The sequence below is a fragment of the Pseudomonas sp. XWY-1 genome (assembly GCF_002953115.1).
Taxonomy (GTDB): Bacteria; Pseudomonadota; Gammaproteobacteria; order Pseudomonadales; family Pseudomonadaceae; genus Aquipseudomonas; species Aquipseudomonas alloputida.
In genome coordinates, this window is the sequence record NZ_CP026332.1 from 4272485 (window position 1) to 4291142 (window position 18658).

17 protein-coding genes and 1 pseudogene are annotated in these 18658 nt (G+C 63.7%); 3 read left to right on the forward strand and 15 right to left on the reverse strand.

Features of this window, described 5'->3' with window-relative positions; genetic code table 11:
- Positions 1-10: 10 nt before the first annotated feature.
- The gene (locus tag PRJ_RS19865) at positions 11-538 is read right to left on the reverse strand and encodes a YceD family protein (RefSeq protein ID WP_010952934.1); all 528 of its coding nucleotides are present in this window, start codon (positions 536-538) and stop codon (positions 11-13) included.
- A 96-nt stretch (positions 539-634) separates the two neighbouring features.
- On the opposite strand from PRJ_RS19865, the gene PRJ_RS19870 reads away from it, so the two are divergent.
- Entirely contained in the window at positions 635-1213 is a 579-nt protein-coding gene (locus PRJ_RS19870) for a nucleoside triphosphate pyrophosphatase (protein WP_049586855.1), read from the forward strand.
- A gap of 321 nt (positions 1214-1534) precedes the next feature.
- Here PRJ_RS19870 and PRJ_RS19875 read toward each other — a convergent pair whose 3' ends face one another.
- The 3 genes from PRJ_RS19875 to rluC are packed head-to-tail and all read right to left on the reverse strand — an operon-like array spanning position 1535 to position 4165.
- Positions 1535-2524, reverse strand: coding sequence for a S49 family peptidase (locus tag PRJ_RS19875; RefSeq protein WP_104962284.1), 990 nt, complete (start codon positions 2522-2524; stop codon positions 1535-1537).
- A gap of 6 nt (positions 2525-2530) precedes the next feature.
- A complete protein-coding gene (locus PRJ_RS19880) occupies positions 2531-3205 on the reverse strand; it encodes an HAD family hydrolase (RefSeq protein ID WP_010952931.1) in 675 nt (224 codons plus the stop codon).
- 3 nt (positions 3206-3208) lie between these two features.
- Positions 3209-4165, reverse strand: coding sequence for a 23S rRNA pseudouridine(955/2504/2580) synthase RluC (gene rluC / locus PRJ_RS19885; protein WP_003247149.1), 957 nt, complete (start codon positions 4163-4165; stop codon positions 3209-3211).
- A gap of 797 nt (positions 4166-4962) precedes the next feature.
- Here rluC and rne point away from each other — a divergent pair.
- Complete coding sequence (gene rne / locus PRJ_RS19895) at positions 4963-8223, forward strand: ribonuclease E (RefSeq protein WP_104962285.1); 3261 nt, start codon at positions 4963-4965, stop codon at positions 8221-8223.
- A 421-nt stretch (positions 8224-8644) separates the two neighbouring features.
- On the opposite strand, the gene murB is transcribed toward rne, so the two are convergent.
- The 8 genes from murB to PRJ_RS19935 form a co-directional block, all read right to left on the reverse strand.
- Entirely contained in the window at positions 8645-9664 is a 1020-nt protein-coding gene (gene murB, locus PRJ_RS19900; RefSeq protein WP_104962286.1) for a UDP-N-acetylmuramate dehydrogenase, read from the reverse strand.
- Positions 9661-10125, reverse strand: coding sequence for a low molecular weight protein-tyrosine-phosphatase (locus PRJ_RS19905; RefSeq protein ID WP_064491353.1), 465 nt, complete (start codon positions 10123-10125; stop codon positions 9661-9663). Before PRJ_RS19905 ends, murB begins: the two co-directional genes overlap by 4 nt.
- Positions 10125-10889, reverse strand: a complete 765-nt coding sequence (gene kdsB / locus PRJ_RS19910; RefSeq protein WP_003247143.1) for a 3-deoxy-manno-octulosonate cytidylyltransferase — start codon at positions 10887-10889, stop codon at positions 10125-10127. The genes PRJ_RS19905 and kdsB overlap by 1 nt, the downstream gene beginning before the upstream one ends.
- On the reverse strand, positions 10886-11071 hold the full coding sequence (locus PRJ_RS19915; RefSeq protein WP_003247142.1) for a Trm112 family protein: 186 nt from the start codon (positions 11069-11071) through the stop codon (positions 10886-10888). The genes kdsB and PRJ_RS19915 overlap by 4 nt, the downstream gene beginning before the upstream one ends.
- A 44-nt stretch (positions 11072-11115) precedes the next feature.
- On the reverse strand, positions 11116-12117 hold the full coding sequence (gene lpxK, locus PRJ_RS19920; RefSeq protein WP_104962287.1) for a tetraacyldisaccharide 4'-kinase: 1002 nt from the start codon (positions 12115-12117) through the stop codon (positions 11116-11118).
- Positions 12117-12551 (reverse strand): biopolymer transporter ExbD, encoded by a 435-nt coding sequence (locus tag PRJ_RS19925; protein ID WP_010952926.1) that lies wholly within the window; start codon positions 12549-12551, stop codon positions 12117-12119. The genes lpxK and PRJ_RS19925 overlap by 1 nt, the downstream gene beginning before the upstream one ends.
- Entirely contained in the window at positions 12548-13183 is a 636-nt protein-coding gene (locus PRJ_RS19930) for a MotA/TolQ/ExbB proton channel family protein (RefSeq protein ID WP_026031862.1), read from the reverse strand. Before PRJ_RS19930 ends, PRJ_RS19925 begins: the two co-directional genes overlap by 4 nt.
- A 110-nt stretch (positions 13184-13293) precedes the next feature.
- Positions 13294-15507: a DNA internalization-related competence protein ComEC/Rec2 gene (locus PRJ_RS19935; RefSeq protein WP_104962904.1), complete on the reverse strand. Its 2214-nt coding sequence runs from the start codon at positions 15505-15507 to the stop codon at positions 13294-13296.
- A 142-nt stretch (positions 15508-15649) separates the two neighbouring features.
- Here PRJ_RS19935 and PRJ_RS19940 point away from each other — a divergent pair.
- Positions 15650-16162 (forward strand): annotated as a pseudogene (locus PRJ_RS19940) (DUF2062 domain-containing protein); the annotation flags it as partial.
- 3 nt (positions 16163-16165) lie between these two features.
- Here the strand turns inward: PRJ_RS19940 and PRJ_RS19945 are convergent.
- The 3 genes from PRJ_RS19945 to PRJ_RS19955 form a co-directional block, all read right to left on the reverse strand.
- Positions 16166-16945, reverse strand: a complete 780-nt coding sequence (locus PRJ_RS19945) for an ABC transporter permease (protein ID WP_003247128.1) — start codon at positions 16943-16945, stop codon at positions 16166-16168.
- The gene (locus PRJ_RS19950) at positions 16942-17874 is read right to left on the reverse strand and encodes an ABC transporter ATP-binding protein (RefSeq protein ID WP_010952922.1); all 933 of its coding nucleotides are present in this window, start codon (positions 17872-17874) and stop codon (positions 16942-16944) included. Before PRJ_RS19950 ends, PRJ_RS19945 begins: the two co-directional genes overlap by 4 nt.
- 133 nt (positions 17875-18007) lie before the next feature.
- Entirely contained in the window at positions 18008-18631 is a 624-nt protein-coding gene (locus PRJ_RS19955) for a glutathione S-transferase (RefSeq protein ID WP_010952921.1), read from the reverse strand.
- Positions 18632-18658 lie beyond the last annotated feature (27 nt).

Here is an 18658-nt window from a genome sequence, read left to right on the forward strand (position 1 = left end):
TGATTAACTCCTAAACGTTTGGGTCACGCTTTAACTGCGCCAAAACACTGAACGGGTTGGACCGCGATACCTCGTCCTTGCTCGATTCGGGCTCGTCTGCGCCCGCCGGCTGCTGGCATTCTTCCGGATGATGAGCAGGCACGATTGGCAAGGCGAGCAAAAGCTCCTCCTCAACCAATGCCTGCAGATCCAAAGGATCTTCGCCCAGTTCCAGCACGTCATAGCCTTTCGGCAACGACTGGGTATTCGCACCCTCCTTCACCACGGCGTATGTACATTCGCTGTGGATCGGTAGGGTGACCAGCTCAAGACAACGCTGGCAAACCATCTTGACTTCGACGTCCAGCTCGCTGTGGATAACCACCACGTGCTGTTCATCTCGTTCAAAATCGAACTTCGCCTGCACCGTACCGACATTGTCGGAAAGCGGGTCGCAGAGTCTTTCCAAATCAGCGAGTTGCAGCGAACCGTTAAGGGTTACGCCACGATCGGCTAATTTGCGCGGGTCAACGTGAGGTGGAATCGGGTCATTCAACATAGGCGCAGCATTCTAGGGATGCCCCCCGCCCCTGTCAAAGGAAATTAGGCGGCATCGTGCGTGATAGAATTGGTTCAACCGAACCCGGAGTCTACCATGCTTCCTTTGTTACTGGCTTCCAGCTCTGCCTATCGCCGCGAACTGCTCGCACGCCTGCACCTGCCCTTCACCTGGGCAAGCCCCGACATAGACGAGCAGCGCCTGGATGGCGAACCGCCCGTAGAGCTGGTGCGCCGGCTGGCCAGGCAAAAGGCCGAGGCATTGGCAGGCAGCCACCCCCGACACCTGATCATAGGCTCGGACCAGGTTGCGGTATTGGGCGAGCAGGTGCTGGGCAAGCCGCATACGTTCGAGCGCGCTTGCGAGCAACTGCTGGAGTGTAGCGGGCAGCAGGTGAGCTTTCTTACCGGGCTGGCACTGCTGAACAGCGCCACCGGGCAATGCCAGGTGGATTGCGTGCCTTTTACCGTGACACTGCGTGAACTGAGCAGGGAGCAGGTCGAGCGTTACGTGGCAGCAGAACAGCCGCTGGATTGCGCAGGGAGTTTCAAGGCGGAGGGGCTGGGGGTGAGCTTGTTCCAGAGCACGCACGGGTGCGACGCGACCAGCCTGATCGGGCTGCCGCTGATTCGGCTGGTGGATATGCTGACCAAGGAAGGGGTGATGGTTCCGTAACCTGGCTGGGGATTTGGGCGCCCGGCAGATCGAGCGCCGCCCGGGAGGGTGAACGATCGGGGATATTGGACGGCGGGTCCGGCCTATTCGCGGGTAAACCCGCTCCTACAACGGGCGTGGCGACACCACCTCATGCCTGCGAATGCGATGGTGCTGCGACGGTGAATGGCCAGGGATATTGGCCGGCAGGTCTGGCCTATTCGCGGGTAAACCCGCGCCTACAACGCACCGCTGGGCACCCTGATCGATGAGCGAGCCTGCGCGCAATGCGCCGCGCAGGCGGCGCTTGATCTGCCAGACACCACAAAAACTGCGACGAACTCAACGCAACTGCGGCCCCTGGAACCCCATCCACATCGCCAGGTGCTCAGCCACGCTGGCACCCACGCGCTTGGAGAAGCGATCGAAAGGCGACTCCTGAACGGTGAAGTCAACCAACTCCTTCTCGCCCACGACCTCACGCGCCACATAGCTGGCACTGCCCAAGCCATCCACCAGCCCCAGCGCCTTGGCCTGCTCACCCGACCAGATCAGGCCGCTGAACAACTCCGGGTGCTCCTTATCCTTCAGGCGCTCACCCCGCCCCTGCTTGACCATGGCGATGAACTGCCGGTGCGTGGTATCCAGCACACCCTGCCAGAACCGGGTCTCTTCTGGTTTTTCCGGCGAAAACGGATCAAGGAACGCCTTGTGCTCACCCGATGTATAGGCACGGCGCTCGACCCCTAGCTTCTCCATGGTGCCAACAAAGCCATAACCCGCCGCCGTCACCCCAATGGACCCCACCAGGCTGGCCTTGTCGGCATAGATCTCGTCCGCCGCACTGGCGATGTAATAGGCACCGGAAGCACCAAGGTCAGCGATCACCGCATACAGCTTGATGGCGGGATATTCGGTACGCAGGCGACGGATTTCGTCATACACGTAACCCGCTTGCACCGGGCTGCCACCCGGGCTATTGATGCGCATCACCACAGCCTTGGTCTTGTCGTCCTTGAACGCTTCGCGCAGGCTCTTGACGATGTTATCGGCGCTGGCAGCCTCCTGATCGGCAATCACCCCGCGCACCTCGACTAGCGCGGTATGGCTGGCACTGCGCGAAGCGGCCTTGTCCATGTCCATCAGCGGCGAGAACAACGCCAGAATGCCGAACAGGTAGACGAAGGTCAGCAGCTTGAAGAAGATCCCCCAGCGCCGCGACCGTCGCTGCTCCTGCACGCTGGCCAGCAAGGTCTTTTCCAGCAGCTTCCAGCTGTTGCGCTCTTCGCGCTCCCCGGGCTCGGCCTCAGGGGCTTTCCATTCGTCTGCCATGCTTACCTACCTTGGAAGTGGAATTGCGGAACCACCCAGCCACTCGCGCAACTGGGAAAAGTGATCGATGCATACCTGCGGGCCAAACTCAGCCAGCGCCTGCAGCGACATGGCACCATAGCCAACCGCCACCGAATGCATGCCGGCATTGCTGGCCATCTGCAGGTCGAATGCCGAATCTCCGACCATCAGCGCACGCGACGGTTCGACGCCACAATGCCCGAGGATTTCCTCAAGCATCAGCGGGTGTGGCTTGCCACGGGTCTCGTCAGCCGCGCGGGTGATGTCGAAGAACCGCTCCCAGCCATTGGCCTTGAGCACCCGATCCAGCCCGCGACGGGCCTTGCCGGTGGCCACCGCCAGGCGGTAACCCTCGGCGCGAAAGGCATCCAGCGACTCGACCACGCCATCGAACAACGGCGAAGGTTGCTGATCCAGCGCAACGTAGACATCGGCATAGTGCTGGCGGAAGCTGGCAACCTCTGCAGGCGCCAGGTGCGGGTACAGGGTGTGGATCGCCTCGTCCAAGGCCAGACCGATGATACCCTTGACCGCAGCGTCGCTGCTCTGCGCCTCGCCGGCACGCTCTGCGGCGACATTCATGGCCTCGACGATACGCCCAATGGAATCGGCCAGGGTGCCATCCCAGTCGAAGATCAGTAGCTCATAGCCTTTTTTCATGGATCAGGACGCACTCAGACGTTCAACGGTTTTCGCCCAGACCTCATCCACAGGCGCCTCGAGCTTCAATTCACCACCGTCCGGCAGCGGTACAGTCAACGCATAGGCATGCAGAAACAGGCGCTTGCCGCCCAACTCGCGAATTTCCCGGCTGAAGTCTTCGTCGCCGTATTTGCTGTCGCCAGCGATCATGTGCCCGGCATGCAGGGTGTGCACGCGGATCTGATGGGTACGACCGGTTATCGGGCGCGCCTCGACGATGGTGGCAAAGTCACCAAAACGGCGCAGGACGCGAAACAGGGTCAGCGCCTCCTTGCCTTCATCGTTCACTTCGACCATGCGCTCGCCGGAACGCAGGTTGCTCTTGAGCAACGGCGCGTTGACCTGCTTTTTCGAGGTTGGCCAATGGCCGCGCACCAGCGCCATATAGCGCTTGTCGACACCATCACCGCGCAGGGCGGCATGCAGGTGACGCAGCATGCTGCGCTTCTTGGCGATCATCAACAGGCCAGACGTGTCGCGATCCAGGCGGTGCACCAGCTCCAGCTCCTTGGCGTCCGGGCGCAACTGGCGCAGCGCCTCGATCACCCCGAAGCTCAGGCCACTGCCGCCGTGCACGGCAATGCCGGCCGGCTTGTTCATCACGATAAGCGCTTTGTCCTCGTAGACAATGGCGGCTTCCAGACGCTGCAGTAGGCCTTGGGCCACCGGCGCCGGTTCGTCTCGTTCCGGCAAGCGGACGGGCGGGACCCGCACGATGTCGCCGGCCTGGATCTTGTACTCCGGCTTGACGCGGCCCTTGTTGACCCTCACCTCACCCTTGCGCAGGATGCGGTAGACCAGTGTCTTGGGCACGCCCTTGAGGGCCGTGATGAGGAAATTATCGATGCGTTGGCCGGCAAGCTCCGGCGCGACTTCGATCAGCTGAACGCCGGAAGTCGGAGGGGTATTGGTCGTCATTGCGAGATCATAACAATTTTTTATGGAATTGAAGCACTTAATCATTGCTGCTATAGTCGCGAACGCCGCCAAAAGCGGCAGGCCAGCGGCACCAGGCTCTTTGCCGGTCCCTGACCTTCGCAATTCTCCAGGACGCGAGGCCGTCCTACGGGGTTTTCGCCAGTTTACCGAAATGCCTGGAATCGCCACCAGCGCCGTGTAGAGAAGACCGAAAAAAAACGACAAGTGCGGTGTTTCACCTGCTTACCCGATTCTTTTCGCTGCACCTCTGCCCGCGAGTCGCTTCCACGCATCGCCCGGCGAATGCTTCGGAAATACCTGCCTTGGACATGAATGGCGCCAGCGCAGAACCAGCGCTGGCGAAAAATGCAACCCGTTGCGGATTCAGCGCGCGGCAGCACCCGAATTATCAGGGATACGTGCAGGGTGGAGATGCACAGCCCTCGGACCGTGTAGCACCGCGTCCGGCCACCAGCCCACTGACGGCTGGTGAGCGGATAAGGTCCTGAACAGATGCCCTCCGGGCGTCCACGGCTGACGGTTGATTCCTCCTCCTGACTGAGTGCACAAGGCCCGCTTGGTTGATTCGGATACCTATTCGAAGCCACCGGGGCCTTGTTGGCACCGCAGCAAACAGGACGCGTCGTCGCGACAACGGCAGGCTGGGCAACCGGCTGGTGCCGAACGTCGCTCGACACGGGGGTGGCCCGGCCACCCTTTGCGCACCTTGGCACCGACCATGAGACGTCGTGTGTGCCGAACGCCGTTTCCGGCAGCCCGGAAACCGACGGTACAACATGAAAAGAATGCTGATTAACGCGACTCAACCCGAAGAGTTGCGTGTAGCCCTGGTGGACGGCCAACGTCTCTACGACCTGGACATCGAGTCCGGCGCGCGCGAGCAGAAAAAGGCCAACATCTACAAAGGCAAGATCACCCGCATCGAACCCAGCCTCGAAGCCGCCTTCGTCGACTTCGGTTCCGAACGTCACGGCTTCCTGCCGCTGAAAGAAATCTCCCGCGAGTACTTCAAGAAGGCCCCTGAAGGCCGGGTCAACATCAAGGAAGTGCTCAGCGAAGGCCAGGAAGTCATCGTCCAGGTCGAGAAGGAAGAGCGCGGCAACAAAGGCGCCGCCCTCACCACCTTTATCAGCCTGGCCGGCCGCTACCTGGTGCTGATGCCCAACAACCCGCGTGCCGGTGGCATCTCGCGCCGCATCGAAGGCGAAGAGCGCAACGAACTGCGCGAAGCCCTGAACGGCCTGACCGTACCGGGCGATATGGGCCTGATCGTGCGCACTGCCGGCCTTGGCCGCAGCAGCGAAGAAATGCAGTGGGACCTGGATTACCTGCTGCAGCTGTGGACCGCCATCAAGGAAGCGTCCCTGGACCGCGCCGCGCCATTCCTGATCTACCAGGAAAGCAACGTCATCATCCGCGCCATCCGCGACTACCTGCGTCAGGACATCGGCGAAGTGCTGATCGACAGCATCGACGCCCAGGAAGAAGCGCTGACCTTCATCCGCCAGGTGATGCCGCAGTACGCCAGCAAGGTCAAGCTGTACGAAGACAGCGTGCCGCTGTTCAACCGCTTCCAGATCGAAAGCCAGATCGAGACCGCCTTCCAGCGCGTGGTCGACCTGCCGTCCGGCGGTTCGATCGTGATCGACCCGACCGAAGCCCTGGTGTCCATCGATATCAACTCGGCGCGCGCCACCAAAGGCAGCGACATCGAAGAAACCGCCCTGCAGACCAACCTGGAAGCGGCCGAGGAAATCGCCCGCCAGCTGCGCCTGCGTGACATCGGCGGCCTGATCGTCATCGACTTCATCGACATGACCCCGGCGAAGAACCAGCGCGCCGTTGAAGAGCGCGTGCGTGAATGCCTGGAAGCCGACCGCGCCCGCGTCCAGGTAGGCCGCATCTCGCGCTTCGGCCTGCTGGAAATGTCCCGTCAGCGCCTGCGCCCATCGCTGGGCGAAAGCAGCGGCATCGTCTGCCCACGCTGCTCCGGCACCGGCATCATCCGTGACGTCGAATCGCTGTCGCTGGCCATCCTGCGCCTGATCGAAGAAGAAGCCCTGAAGGACCGCACCGCCGAAGTACGTGCTCAAGTGCCGATCCCGGTAGCCGCGTTCCTGCTGAACGAAAAGCGTAACTCGATCACCAAGATCGAGCTGCGCACCCGTGCGCGCATCATCATCCTGCCGAACGACCACCTGGAGACCCCGCACTTCGAAGTCCAGCGCCTGCGCGACGACAACCCTGAAGTGCTGAACAGCCAGTCCAGCTACGAAATCGCCGCCGCCGAAGCCGAAGAAGCGCCGCAACCGACCGCCACCCGCACCCTAGTACGCCAGGAAGCCGCAGTGAAAACGGCCCCGGCCCGCGCCAACGCACCGGTACCGGCCGCCGCTGAAGAGCCCCAGGCTGCCGCGCCGGTCGCCCCTGCCCCGAGCGCTCCGGAGCCAAGCCTGTTCAAAGGCCTGGTGAAGTCGCTGGTGAGCCTGTTCGCCGGCAAGGACGAGCCTGCCGCCGCGCCAGTGGCTCCCGCCGCCGAAAAACCGGCTGCCGAGCGCAGCCCGCGCAACGAAGAACGCCGCAACGGCCGCCAGCAAAGCCGCAACCGCAACGGCCGCCGCGACGAAGAACGCAAGCCGCGTGAAGAGCGTGCCGAGCGCGCACCGCGTGAAGAGCGTGCACCGCGCGAGGAACGCGCCCCACGCGAAGAGCGTGCGCCGCGTGAGGAACGCGCCCCACGTGAAGAGCGTGCACCGCGCGAAGAACGTGCGCCGCGCCAACCACGCGAAGACCGCCGTGGCAACCGCGGCGAAGAGCGCGTTCGCGAACTGCGCGAGCCGCTGGACGCTACCCCGCCAGCCGAACGCGAAGAGCGCCAGCCACGTGAAGAACGTGTAGCCCGCGAAGAGCGTGCTCCACGTGAAGAACGCGCACCGCGTGAAGAGCGTGCTCCACGTGAAGAACGGGCACCGCGTGAAGAACGCACCCCTCGCGAAGAACGTGCTCCACGTGAAGAACGCGCCCCTCGCGAAGAACGTGCTCCACGTGAAGAACGCGCACCGCGCGAAGAGCGTGCTCCACGCGAAGAACGCGCCCCGCGCCCACCACGCGAAGAGCGCCAACCACGCGCTGCCGAAGAAGCAACCGAACAGGCAGCCGAGCTGGCCGAAGAGCAACTGCCAGGCGAAGAGCTGCTGCAAGACGAGCAGGAAGGCACCGATGGCGAGCGCCCGCGCCGCCGCTCCCGTGGCCAGCGTCGTCGCAGCAACCGTCGTGAGCGTCAGCGCAATGCCAATGGCGAGCTGATCGACGGCAGTGAAGAAGAAGGCAGTGAAGAGCAGCCACAACAGCACCAGGCCACCGAGCTGGGTGCCGAACTGGCTGCTGGCCTTGCCGTGACGGCTGCTGTCGCCACCAGCAACATCAGCTCGGACGCAGAAGCCCAGGCTAACCAGCAGGCCGAGCGTGCTACCGCCGAAGTCGCTGCCGTTGCAGAAACCGACAACAGGGAAGCCGCCCAAGCGGTCGAGCAGGTCGAAGCGGCCACCAAAGCTGAAGAAGCGTCCGTGGCCCCAGCGGTCGAGCAGCCGGTCACCGAGCCAGTGGCCGCAGCCGAGGCAACTGCCGAGCCTGTGGTTGAAATGGCCCCGCAGCCTGTCGCTGAAGATGCACCTGCTGTTGAGCCGGTCGTGGTTGCAGAAACCGTGGTCACTGAAACCCCGGCAGAAGCCCCAGCGGTAGAAGTCGGTGAAATCGAACAGGCCCCGGCCGTGGTCGAAGTCGCTCCGGTTGCCGTGCAGCCTGCCCCGGTTGTCGAAGCCCAGCCAGAAGTAGTGGCCGAGCCTGCACCGGCACCTGCAGTGGTCGAACCTGCCACTGTCATGCTGGCCAACGGCCGCGCACCGAACGACCCACGTGAAGTGCGTCGCCGTAAGCGCGAGGCCGAGGCTGCTGCCAAAGCCGCACAGGAAGCTGCTGCAGCTTCCCAGGAACCAGCCTTGGAAACCGCCGATGAGCACAAACCTCATCACGGCTGATAGCCAAAGCTGAATGAAAAAGCCCCGCCAGTGCGAACTGGCGGGGCTTTTTTTGGTTTGCCTGACGGGCCTCTTCGCGGGTAAACCCGCTCCTACACGGCGGCCTGTGTCCAACCCCCGATGTGTGTCCACCACCGATCAGGTGTAGGAGCGGGTTTACCTGCGAATACGGTGGCGGCGTCAACAGTGAACGGCGGGTGGAGATTGGCCAGCAGGACCGGCCCTTTCGCGGGTAAACCCGCTCCTACACGACGGCCTGTGCCCAACCACCGACCTGTGTCCACCACCAATCCGGTGTAGGAGCGGGTTTACCCGCGAATACGGTGGCAGCGTCAACAGTGAACGGCGGGTGGAAATTGGCCACCAGGCCCGGCCTCTTCGCGGGTAAACCCGCTCCTACGGGAGGTTCACAGCCGGCAAATCAGTAAAGATTAGGCTCCATCTCCAGCTCAACCCCAAACCGCTCGAAGATATCCGCCTGAATCTTGCGCGCCAGCGCATGCATCTGCGCCCCGCTCGCCTGGCCATAGTTGACCAGCACCAGCGACTGCAAGCGATGCACGCCAGCATCACCCTCACGATGGCCCTTCCAGCCCGCCTGCTCAATCAACCAGCCCGCCGCCAGTTTCACCTGGCCATCAGCCTGTGGGTATGCCACGACACCGGGATACTGCGCACGAATACGCTCGACCAGATCAGCCGTTACCACCGGGTTCTTGAAGAAGCTCCCGGCATTGCCCAGCTCTGCCGGATCTGGCAGCTTCTCGCGGCGAATGCTGCAGATTGCATCACTGATCGCTTGCGCGGTCAGCTCGATCACACCCCGCTCAGACAGGCGTTGGCGCACCGGGCCGTAATCCAGATGAGCGTGCAGGGTGCGGGTCAGGGCAAAGCGCACCCGCAGGATCAACCAGCGGCCGGGGTTGCGCTTGAAAAGGCTGTCGCGATAGGCGAAAGCGCATTCTGCCAAACCGAAGTCACGCAGCTCGCCCGTCTCACGGTCCAGGGCTGTCAGCCCGGCGAATACGTCCTTGATCTCCACCCCGTATGCGCCCACGTTCTGCATCGGCGCAGCACCGACGGTGCCGGGGATCAGGCTGAGGTTCTCCAACCCGCAATAGCCCTGCGCCAGCGTCCACTGCACAAACGCGTGCCACGGCTCACCGGCCTCGGCCTCGACCACGATACGCTCGCCATCGTCACTGAGCACACGCCGACCGCGGCTGGCCATGTGCAGCACCAGTGCATCGATATCGCGGGTCAGCAGCAGGTTGCTGCCACCCCCGATCACCAGTACCGGCAAGCCCCTTTGCTGTGCCTGGCCCAGCGCCTGACGCACCTGCTGGTCGTCCTGCACCTGGCTGAAATAGCGCGCCTTCACGTCGATGCCGAAGGTATTGTAAGGCTTGAGCGATACCTGCTCCTGCCACTGCACGGTCATAGACGCCCCTTGATTTCCAGTACCAGCGCCTGGCAAGCCGCTTCCACCAGATCCAGCACCTGCTCGAAGCCGTCGGCGCCACCGTAGTACGGGTCTGGCACTTCATCCAGGGCTGCACCGTAGCGGCGCAGGAACAGGTCGAGTTCACCCACTGCCGTGGACGGGCGCAAGGCGCGCAGATCGCGCAGGTTGTGCTCATCCATGGCCAACACCAGGTCGTATTCGGCGAAGTGCGATGCCTTGACCTGTTGGGCGCGTTGCTGCGACAGATCGTAACCGCGCGCCAGCGCCGCCTTGCAGGTGCGGCTGTCTGGCGCCTTGCCGACATGCCAATCGCCGGTGCCGGCAGAAGCCACCTGCACCTTGTCGGCGAGCCCGGCGGCCTGCAATTGATGGCGCAGCACGCCTTCGGCGGTGGGCGAGCGGCAGATGTTGCCCAGGCACACGAACAGGACGCGCATCAGGCCTCCAGCAAGCGCCGTACGCGCTCCAGATCCTCAGGGGTGTCGACACCCACGGCAGGCGCCTCGATGGCGTCCTCGATGTGAATGCGTACGCCGTGCCACAGGGCACGCAGCTGCTCCAGCGCTTCAGCCTGCTCGAGCCAGCATGGGCCCCAGCTGACAAAGTCGTGCAGGAAGCCGACACGGTAGGCGTACATGCCAATATGGCGGCGATATGGCACCCCTTCCGGCAGCACGTCGCGGGCCTTGGCGAAGGTATCGCGGGCCCAGGGCAGCGGCGCCCGGCTGAACGTCAGAGCCAGGCCGTTCTTGTCACTCACTACCTTGACCGCGTTAGGGTTGAACACGGTTTCCGGCTCATGGATCGGCTCGGCCAGGGTGGCGATACCCGCTTCCGGATGCGCAGCCAGGTTGGCCGCCACCTGGTCGATGATCACCGGCGGGATCAGCGGCTCGTCGCCCTGCACGTTGACCACGATAGCGTCAGCCGGCAAACCGAGGTACGCGGCCACTTCGGCCAGGCGGTCAGTGCCCGATTCATGATCGGCACGGGTCATCAGCACTTCGGCGCCGAAGGCCTGGCAGGCTTCAAGGATGCTGGTGTCGTCGGTGGCGATGACCACACGGCTGGCACCGCTCTTGCGGGCCTGCTCCCACACATGTTGCACCATCGGCTTGCCGGCAATCAGCAGCAGCGGTTTGCCTGGCAGGCGGGTGGAGCGCAGCCGGGCGGGGATTACTACCGTAAATTCCAGGCTCATTTGTCAAGACGCTCGTCGTCGGTCAGGGTGCGTGCCTCGCTTTCCAGCATGACCGGGATACCGTCGCGAATCGGGTAGGCCAGGCCAGCGCCTTTGCTGATCAGCTCGGTCTTGTCGGCGCTCAGCTTGAGCGGGCCCTTGGTGATCGGGCAGGCCAGGATATCGAGCAGTTTGGTGTCCATTGGAGGCTTCCTTTAGGCCAGGTGGCCGGAAATTGAAAACGGGCTCAGGGTTTGCGCAACAAGCGTTGCAGCTGGTTGTCGAACCAGGCGCTGAAAGCCGGCGTAGGCTGCGCTTCGACGGCCAGGTACCACCAGTCGTCAGCGGCAAAGGCCCGGCATTTCACCGCGTCCTTCTCGGTCATGACCAGCGGCAGTGGCGGGCTGAAAGCCAGGCTCCGGGCACTGAACTGCGCATGGTCGGCGAAGGGATGCGGCACCGGCTGCCAGTTTAGCCCCAGCAGGGTGTTGAAGAAACGTTGCGGGTTGCCGATACCGGCCACCGCATGCAGGCGCTGGCCGGCGGGGAAATGGTCGAGCGCACGGCGCTCGCCACTGCGCACGTTGACCAGGGCGGACGGCTGCAGGCAGAAACCGAAACCATCGGTGCGGTCTTCGCTGGCGCCGTTGAACAGCACCGCGTCAGCCTCACGCAAGCGGTCGGCCGGCTCACGCAACGGCCCCGCCGGCAGGCAGCGGCCATTGCCCAGGCCGCGGGCAGCGTCGATCAGCACCAGTTCCAGGTCACGGGCCAGGCGGTAATGCTGCATACCGTCGTCGCACAGGATCAGGTCGAGGGGTTCGCTGGCCAGCAATGCCTGCACGGCACGGGCGCGATCCGGGTCGATCATCAGTGGCACGCCGGTGCGTTGCACGATCAGCAGCGGCTCGTCGCCCGCCTCATCGGCCGGCTGATCGGCCTGCACCCGCCAGGGCAGCTGTGGAGGCTTGGCACCATAACCGCGGCTGACCACACCCACCTTCAGCCCCTGCTGGCGACAGTGTTCGATCAGCCAGAGGATCATCGGCGTCTTGCCGGTGCCACCGACGGTGATGTTGCCCACCACAATGACCGGTACCGGCGCCCGGTAGCTGGCACTGTCACCCCTTAGAAAACGTGCCCGCTTGCGCGTGACCACGCGGCGATACAAGGCCTCCAGCGGACGCAGCAGCGCCAGCGCCGGATGCCCGGCGTACCAGGCAGCGAGCAAGCGGTCGGCGAACGCCATCAAGGCGTGCCCTGGGCCGCCTCGACGGTGGTCATGCGCAACTGGCTGAAACCGAGCTTGCCGGCAGCATCCATTGCGGTGACCACAGCCTGATGCGGGGTCTTGCCGTCGGCGCTGATGGCCAGCGGCAACTTGTTGTCGCCGCCCGACTCGCGCTCTATGGCCTCGCTCAGGGTGGCCAGGTCGCTTTTGGGCAGCAGGTGGTTGTTCACCGAATACACGCCTTCGGCGCTGATGGTGATTTCCACCAGCTTGCCCGGGTCGGCCGGCGCCGGCTCGGCGCTGGTAGCTTCGGGCAGCTCGACGCGAAGTTGCGTTTCGCGGGTGAAGGTGGTGGTAACCACGAAGAACAGCAGCAGGACGAACACCACGTCAATCAGCGACGCCAGGTTGATGTCGACGTTCTCCCGCTGGCGATTGCGCCGGAACTTCACGCCTTGCCTCCGGCCACTTCCACTTCACGGTCACCCTGGATCACTTCCACCAGCTTGATCGCCTCCTGCTCCATGCCGATCACCAGTTCATCGATGCGGCGCAGCAGGAAACGGTGGAAGAACACTGCCGGGATACCGACCATCAGGCCAGCCGCAGTGGTGACCAGGGCCTTGGAGATACCACTGGCCAGCACGGCGGCGTTGGCGGTCATCTGCGAGCCCATGAAGGCGCTGAAAATGTCGATCATGCCCAGCACGGTGCCCAGCAGGCCCAGCAGAGGCGCCATGGCGGCGATGGTGCCGAGGGTGCTGATGTAGCGCTCCAGTTCATGGATGACGCGCGAGGCGGCCTCCTCGATGCACTCTTTCATGATCTCCCGACCGTGACGCGAATTGGCCAGGCCCGCCGCGAGGATTTCACCCAGTGGCGAATCGGCACGCAGGGCCTTGAGCTTGTCACTGGTCAGTTGCTTGTCCTTGATCCACATCCATACCTGGCCCAGCAGGTGCGGCGGGGTGACGCGACTGGCGCGCAAGGTCCACAGGCGTTCGACGACGATAGCCATGGCAGCGATGGAGCTCAGAATGATCGGCAGCATCATCCAACCACCGGACTTGACCAATTCCCACACAATAAACGCCCCTTCGGAAAAAGGCCGCCACTCTACCATAGGCGCGCCGAGGGCTCATCTGCCGGAGGTCAGGGAATTGGGGTCTGGGCTGGCAGATGCCTGTCTCTGCCTCACTCCCCTCGAACCCGCCAGAACCGCCGCTGCCCCCTAACCCCCTCGACTACCCCATGCCGCCCCAGCACCAACCGCAATGCCCCCTCCACCGCCGTATCATTCATCACCACCCCATGCCGCCCATACCGTTCGACCACCTGCACGTGCGGGTGCCCGAAGCTGTTGTTGCGCCCCCGCGAAATCAATACCCCGCGCGGTGCGGTAGCCCGGACGAACGCCTCGGTGGACGAGCTGCGGCTGCCATGATGCGGCGCCTGCAGCCAGTCGATACGCGGCACTTCAGTGTCCGCCAGCCAGGCCCTTTCGGCAGCAGCTTCCATATCCCCCGCCAGCAGCAAGCGCTCGCCCTGCGCTTCCACCAACAAGACACAGGAACGGTCATTACTACTCTGCCCGTCCACCCAGCGCCACAGCGAAAAGCGCACGCCATCCCAATCCCATTGCTCGCCACTGGCACAAGGCTGCAACGGAATATCAACCAGTGCTTCCCCACCGATTATCCGCTTGATCGGCAAACCACGCGCAATGGCTCCGGCCCCGCCCGCATGATCGGCGTGCGCATGGCTGATCACCATCACGTCAAGGCCGCCCACCCCCAACTTGCGCAAGGTTGGCAGCACCACGCGTTCCCCCAGGTCGCTTTCCCCCCTGGCCGGCCCGGCATCGTAGAGCAGGCTGTGATGCCGCGTACGCAATAGCACCGCCAGCCCCTGGCCAACATCCAGCTGCCAGACCTCGACCTGGCCGAACGGCACCGGCTCCCGGGGCACCCACAGCGCCAGCAGCATCACCCCTCCCAACCCGCGCAGCGGCACACCACGGGGCAGCAAAACCAACAGCGTACCCAGACATACCAGCAGCCAGGCCCACAACGGCAGGGCCGGCGGCATCCATGCCGGGCGCTGCTGCGCCACCAGCGCCAGCCCGCGGAACAGCACATCCAGCAGGCCACCTGCCAGCCAGAGCAACGCCTCGCCAACGCCCGTCAGCGGCAACATCAGCGTGCCCAGCAACGCCAACGGCAAGACCGCCAGGCTGACCCACGGCACCGCCACAAGGTTGGCCAGCGGCGCACTGAGGCTCACCGGCAAGCCGGTGGCCAGCAACACCGGCAGCAAGCCGACAGCGATCACCCATTGCGCTCGTGTCCAGGCCTGCCAGGGCCGCCAACCACCCAACCGGGCACTGAAGCAGTAGATGAGCGTGGCCACGGCGGCGAACGACAGCCAGAACCCAGGCAGCAACGCCGCCAGTGGCTCGAAGACAAGCACGGCGACCAGTGCAAGAAGCAACGGAAAAAACGCGCCAAGGTGGCGAAAGCGCAGACGCCAGAGCAACACCACGGCCAGCATCAGGCAGGCCCGCTGTACTGGCACCCCACCGCCAGCCAGCCACCCGTAGGCCAGCGCTGCGGCCATGGCCAGGCCGCAGGCCCAGGGCAACCACGGTAGCCTTGCCGGCCATAGCCCCCAACGCGCCAGCCCGGCGACCAGGCCATAGAGCAAACCGGCGACCAGGCCGATGTGCTGGCCGGAAATCACCAGCAGGTGCACCGTGCCGGTGGCCTGCAACGTCTGCCAGTCCTCCCGGGCCAGGCCCGCACCATCGCCAAGCACCAGGGCCACCAGCGCTGCCTGTCGGCCATTGGCTTCGACCATCAGCAAGCGCTGACGCAGTGCATCGCGCCAACCACCGGCGACTGGCGCCAGCAACTGCCCCGCCTTGACCGTACCCGTCGCGCCCACCCGTCGCGCCAGCAACTGCGCTTCACGGTCGGGCCCATGCGGGTTCAGCAGCCCGTCCGGGCGCTGCAAGGTCACGGCCAGCCGCCACTGCTCGCCCGCCCGCAGCGGCGGGCCGTCGAACCAGCTCAGTTGCAGGCGCTGAGGCAGTTCGGCCCGCCGCGAGCGTGGCGCTTCCAGCTCGAAACGCACACCGTGTGCAGTACGGGCCGGCAAACCCGCCACCCGCCCCTCCAGCCACAAGGTGCGCCCCTCCAGGCCGGCAGCCAGACGATCATCAAGGGCCTGCTGAGCAGACCCGCACGCCCAACACAAGCCCAGCAGAAACCAACCCAGCGGCCAGACGCGGGTAAACAGGCTGCCGACAGCGCAGGCTGCCAGGGTTATCAACCATCCGACCGATGGCAATGCGGGCAGAAAGCCCAGGCACAACAGCCCGAGCGCGAGCGCAAACATCCCTGTGCGCATGAGGTAGAGCTCCAGAAGGCGAATCACCTCCTGAGGCATAGCCCAATTGCCGGCAACGCTTGCTCAACAATTGTCACAAACTCTAAACGAGTCGGAGCAGGATTAAGGGCATACTGCCAGGGTCAACGCTCCGGGAGCCTACATGCCGCGCCGACTTTTCAAACGCTACATGCCGGACCCGACCAGCATTCGGGAACACAAATCCTTACGCTTTTTCGGCAAGTTGCTGCACGATCCCAACCTCTGGCACCTGAACCGCCATTCGGTGGCCAGAGCCATGGGTGTGGGCCTGTTCGCGGCGCTTATTCCCATCCCGATGCAGATGCTGCTGGCGGCGGCCCTGGCGATCCCGGTGCGCGGCAACCTGCCGGTCGCCGTCAGCCTGGTGTGGCTGACCAACCCGTTGACCATGCCGCCGGTGTTCTTCGTCACCTACATGACCGGTGCCTGGCTGATGCAGGTACCGCCGCGCACCCTGCCCGACGAGCTGACCTTCCAGTGGATCACCGACCAGCTGTCGACGCTGTGGCAACCCTTCCTGCTCGGCTCGGTGGTGTGCGGCGTGGTGCTGGGCATCCTTGCCTACTTCTCCACCATGTTCTACTGGCGCTGGTGGGTGGGCCGGCAGTGGCGTCGTCGCCAATGCCGGTGCAGGGCTTCAGGCACGCATGCCGCGGCCGCTGACCAGCAAGCGAACGCAAACAACGTAGAGCACCGCAGTGGCCACCAGCATGAAGGTGATCGCCGTGCCAATGCTGATATCCGACACCCCTAGAATGCCGTAGCGGAACGAGTTGACCATGTGCAGCACCGGGTTGGCCAACGACACGGTCTGCCAGAACGGCGGCAGCAGGTTGATCGAGTAGAACACGCCGCCCAGGTAGGTCAGCGGCGTCAGCACGAAGGTCGGGATGATCGAGATGTCGTCGAAGTTGCGCGCGAACACTGCGTTGACGAAGCCAAGCAGCGAAAAGATGGTGGCCGTCAGCAGCACCACCACCACGGTCACGCCCAGGTGGTGCACCTGCAGGTCGGTGAAGAACATCGACAGGATGGTCACGATCACACCCACCGCCAAACCACGCAGCACCCCACCCAGCACATAGCCGACGAGAATGGTGTGCGGCGACACCGGCGACACCATCAGTTCTTCGATCGAGCGCTGGAACTTGCTGCCGAAAAAGCTCGATACCACGTTGCCGTAGGAGTTGGTGATCACCGACATCATGATCAGCCCCGGCACGATGTACTGCATGTAGGTGAAGCCACCCATGTCGCCGATCTGCCGGCCAATCAGGTTACCGAAGATGACGAAGTACAGGACCATGGTGATCGCTGGTGGCAGCAACGTCTGCGGCCAGATGCGCAGGAAGCGCCGCACTTCGCGGTAGACGATGGTGTTCAGGGCGACCCAGTTGGTGCGCAGTTCCACACTCATACGGCCACCTTTGACAGGTTTTTTTCCACCAGGGACACGAACAGCTCCTCGAGTCGGTTGGTCTTGTTGCGCAGGCTCTGTACCTCGATGTTCTGCAGCGCCAGCTGGCCGAACAGCGCGGTGATGCCGATGTCCTTCTCCACCTGCACTTCCAGGGTATGCGGGGTCAGCAACCGGCACGGGTAGCCCTGCAGTACCGGCGCCGCGGCCAGGTCCTGCTTGAGGTCGAGCACGAAGGTTTCGACATGCAGCTTGCCCAGCAACTGGCGCATGCTGGTGTTCTCGACGATGGTGCCATGGTCGATGATGCCGATGTTACGGCACAGCTGCTCAGCCTCTTCCAGGTAGTGGGTGGTGAGGATGATGGTGATGCCCTTCTGGTTCAGCTCGGTGAGGAAGCTCCACATCGAGCGGCGCAGCTCGATATCCACCCCGGCGGTGGGTTCGTCCAGGATCAGCAGGCGCGGTTCGTGGATCAATGCACGGGCAATCATCAGGCGCCGCTTCATGCCGCCGGACAACGAACGCGACTGCACATCACGTTTGTCCCACAGGCCCAGCTGGGTCAGGTACTGCTCGGCGCGCTCCTTGGCCAGCTTGGGCGGGATGCCGTAGTACCCGGCCTGGGTCACGACGATGTCGAAGGTCTTTTCGAACTGGTTGAAGTTGAACTCTTGCGGCACCACGCCCAGGCAACGCTTGAGCGCGGAGGGCTCGCGGTCCAAGTCGTGGCCGAACACGTTCACTGTGCCGCTGGTCTTGTTCACCAGGGTCGAGAGAATGCCGATGGTGGTGGATTTGCCGGCGCCGTTGGGGCCGAGCAAGGCGAAGAAGTCGCCTTCGGCAACATCGAGGTCGATGCCTTTGAGGGCCTGAAAGCCATTGCCGTAGGTCTTGGTCAGCTGTCGGATGGACAGGGCGGAACTCATAGCGGGTCACTTACCGAAGAAAAAGGTGCAGGACACGCCAGGTAAAGTCACTGGCGCAGTGAGTGCAGCCATGGTGCAAGGCCAGGCTGCACAAGTACAGTCACATCTATTGATAATGACTATCGAAGCGGGTTCAAGTGAGCGCGGTCATCACGGCGGCCTGGTAGGCCGGGCGTTGCTTCAGGCGTTCATACCAGGCTTGAAGGTGGTACATGTCCGGGCGCTCGATGGGCAGTTCGAACCAGGCATAGATGAAGCTACCCAGTGGGATGTCGCCCATGCCGATCTGGTCACCGGACAGGTATGGCTGACTGGCCAGGGTTTCGTCGGCAATGGCCAGCAATTGCGCGCACTGCTTGTGCGCGGCGTTGATCGCCACCCAGTCGCGCTGGTCTTCCGGCGTGCGCAGCAGGCCCCAGAACAGGGGCCGGAATGGGGTAGCGAAGGACGATGTGGTCCAGTCCATCCATTTGTCGGCCAGGGCGCGCTGGCGTGGGTCTGCCAGATACCAGCCCTGCTCCGTACCGTACTCCGCGCACAGGTAGCGGACGATGGTGTTGGATTCCCACAAGGTCAGGTCGCCGTCTTCGAGCATCGGCACCAGGCCGTTGGGGTTGCGGGCGCGGTAGTGCGGCTCGTTGACCACGCCGAAGGCGCCGCCGGCGTCGATGGATTCGAAGTCCAGGCCCAACTCGTGGGCGATCCACAGCGCCTTGCGCACATTGCTCGAATTCTTGCGGCCCCAGATCTTCAGCATGGCAACATCCTTTTGAGTGCGGAGGTG

Bases quoted from the DNA above. Each gene is read 5' to 3' on its own strand.
- PRJ_RS19865 (WP_010952934.1), bottom strand. From the start codon at position 538: ATGTTGAATGACCCGATTCCACCTCACGTTGACCCGCGCAAATTAGCC.
- PRJ_RS19870 (WP_049586855.1), top strand. From the start codon at position 635: ATGCTTCCTTTGTTACTGGCTTCCAGCTCTGCCTATCGCCGCGAACTG.
- PRJ_RS19875 (WP_104962284.1), bottom strand. From the start codon at position 2,524: ATGGCAGACGAATGGAAAGCCCCTGAGGCCGAGCCCGGGGAGCGCGAA.
- PRJ_RS19880 (WP_010952931.1), bottom strand. From the start codon at position 3,205: ATGAAAAAAGGCTATGAGCTACTGATCTTCGACTGGGATGGCACCCTG.
- rluC (WP_003247149.1), bottom strand. From the start codon at position 4,165: ATGACGACCAATACCCCTCCGACTTCCGGCGTTCAGCTGATCGAAGTC.
- rne (WP_104962285.1), top strand. From the start codon at position 4,963: ATGAAAAGAATGCTGATTAACGCGACTCAACCCGAAGAGTTGCGTGTA.
- murB (WP_104962286.1), bottom strand. From the start codon at position 9,664: ATGACCGTGCAGTGGCAGGAGCAGGTATCGCTCAAGCCTTACAATACC.
- PRJ_RS19905 (WP_064491353.1), bottom strand. From the start codon at position 10,125: ATGCGCGTCCTGTTCGTGTGCCTGGGCAACATCTGCCGCTCGCCCACC.
- kdsB (WP_003247143.1), bottom strand. From the start codon at position 10,889: ATGAGCCTGGAATTTACGGTAGTAATCCCCGCCCGGCTGCGCTCCACC.
- PRJ_RS19915 (WP_003247142.1), bottom strand. From the start codon at position 11,071: ATGGACACCAAACTGCTCGATATCCTGGCCTGCCCGATCACCAAGGGC.
- lpxK (WP_104962287.1), bottom strand. From the start codon at position 12,117: ATGGCGTTCGCCGACCGCTTGCTCGCTGCCTGGTACGCCGGGCATCCG.
- PRJ_RS19935 (WP_104962904.1), bottom strand. From the start codon at position 15,507: ATGCGCACAGGGATGTTTGCGCTCGCGCTCGGGCTGTTGTGCCTGGGC.
- PRJ_RS19945 (WP_003247128.1), bottom strand. From the start codon at position 16,945: ATGAGTGTGGAACTGCGCACCAACTGGGTCGCCCTGAACACCATCGTC.
- PRJ_RS19950 (WP_010952922.1), bottom strand. From the start codon at position 17,874: ATGAGTTCCGCCCTGTCCATCCGACAGCTGACCAAGACCTACGGCAAT.
- PRJ_RS19955 (WP_010952921.1), bottom strand. From the start codon at position 18,631: ATGCTGAAGATCTGGGGCCGCAAGAATTCGAGCAATGTGCGCAAGGCG.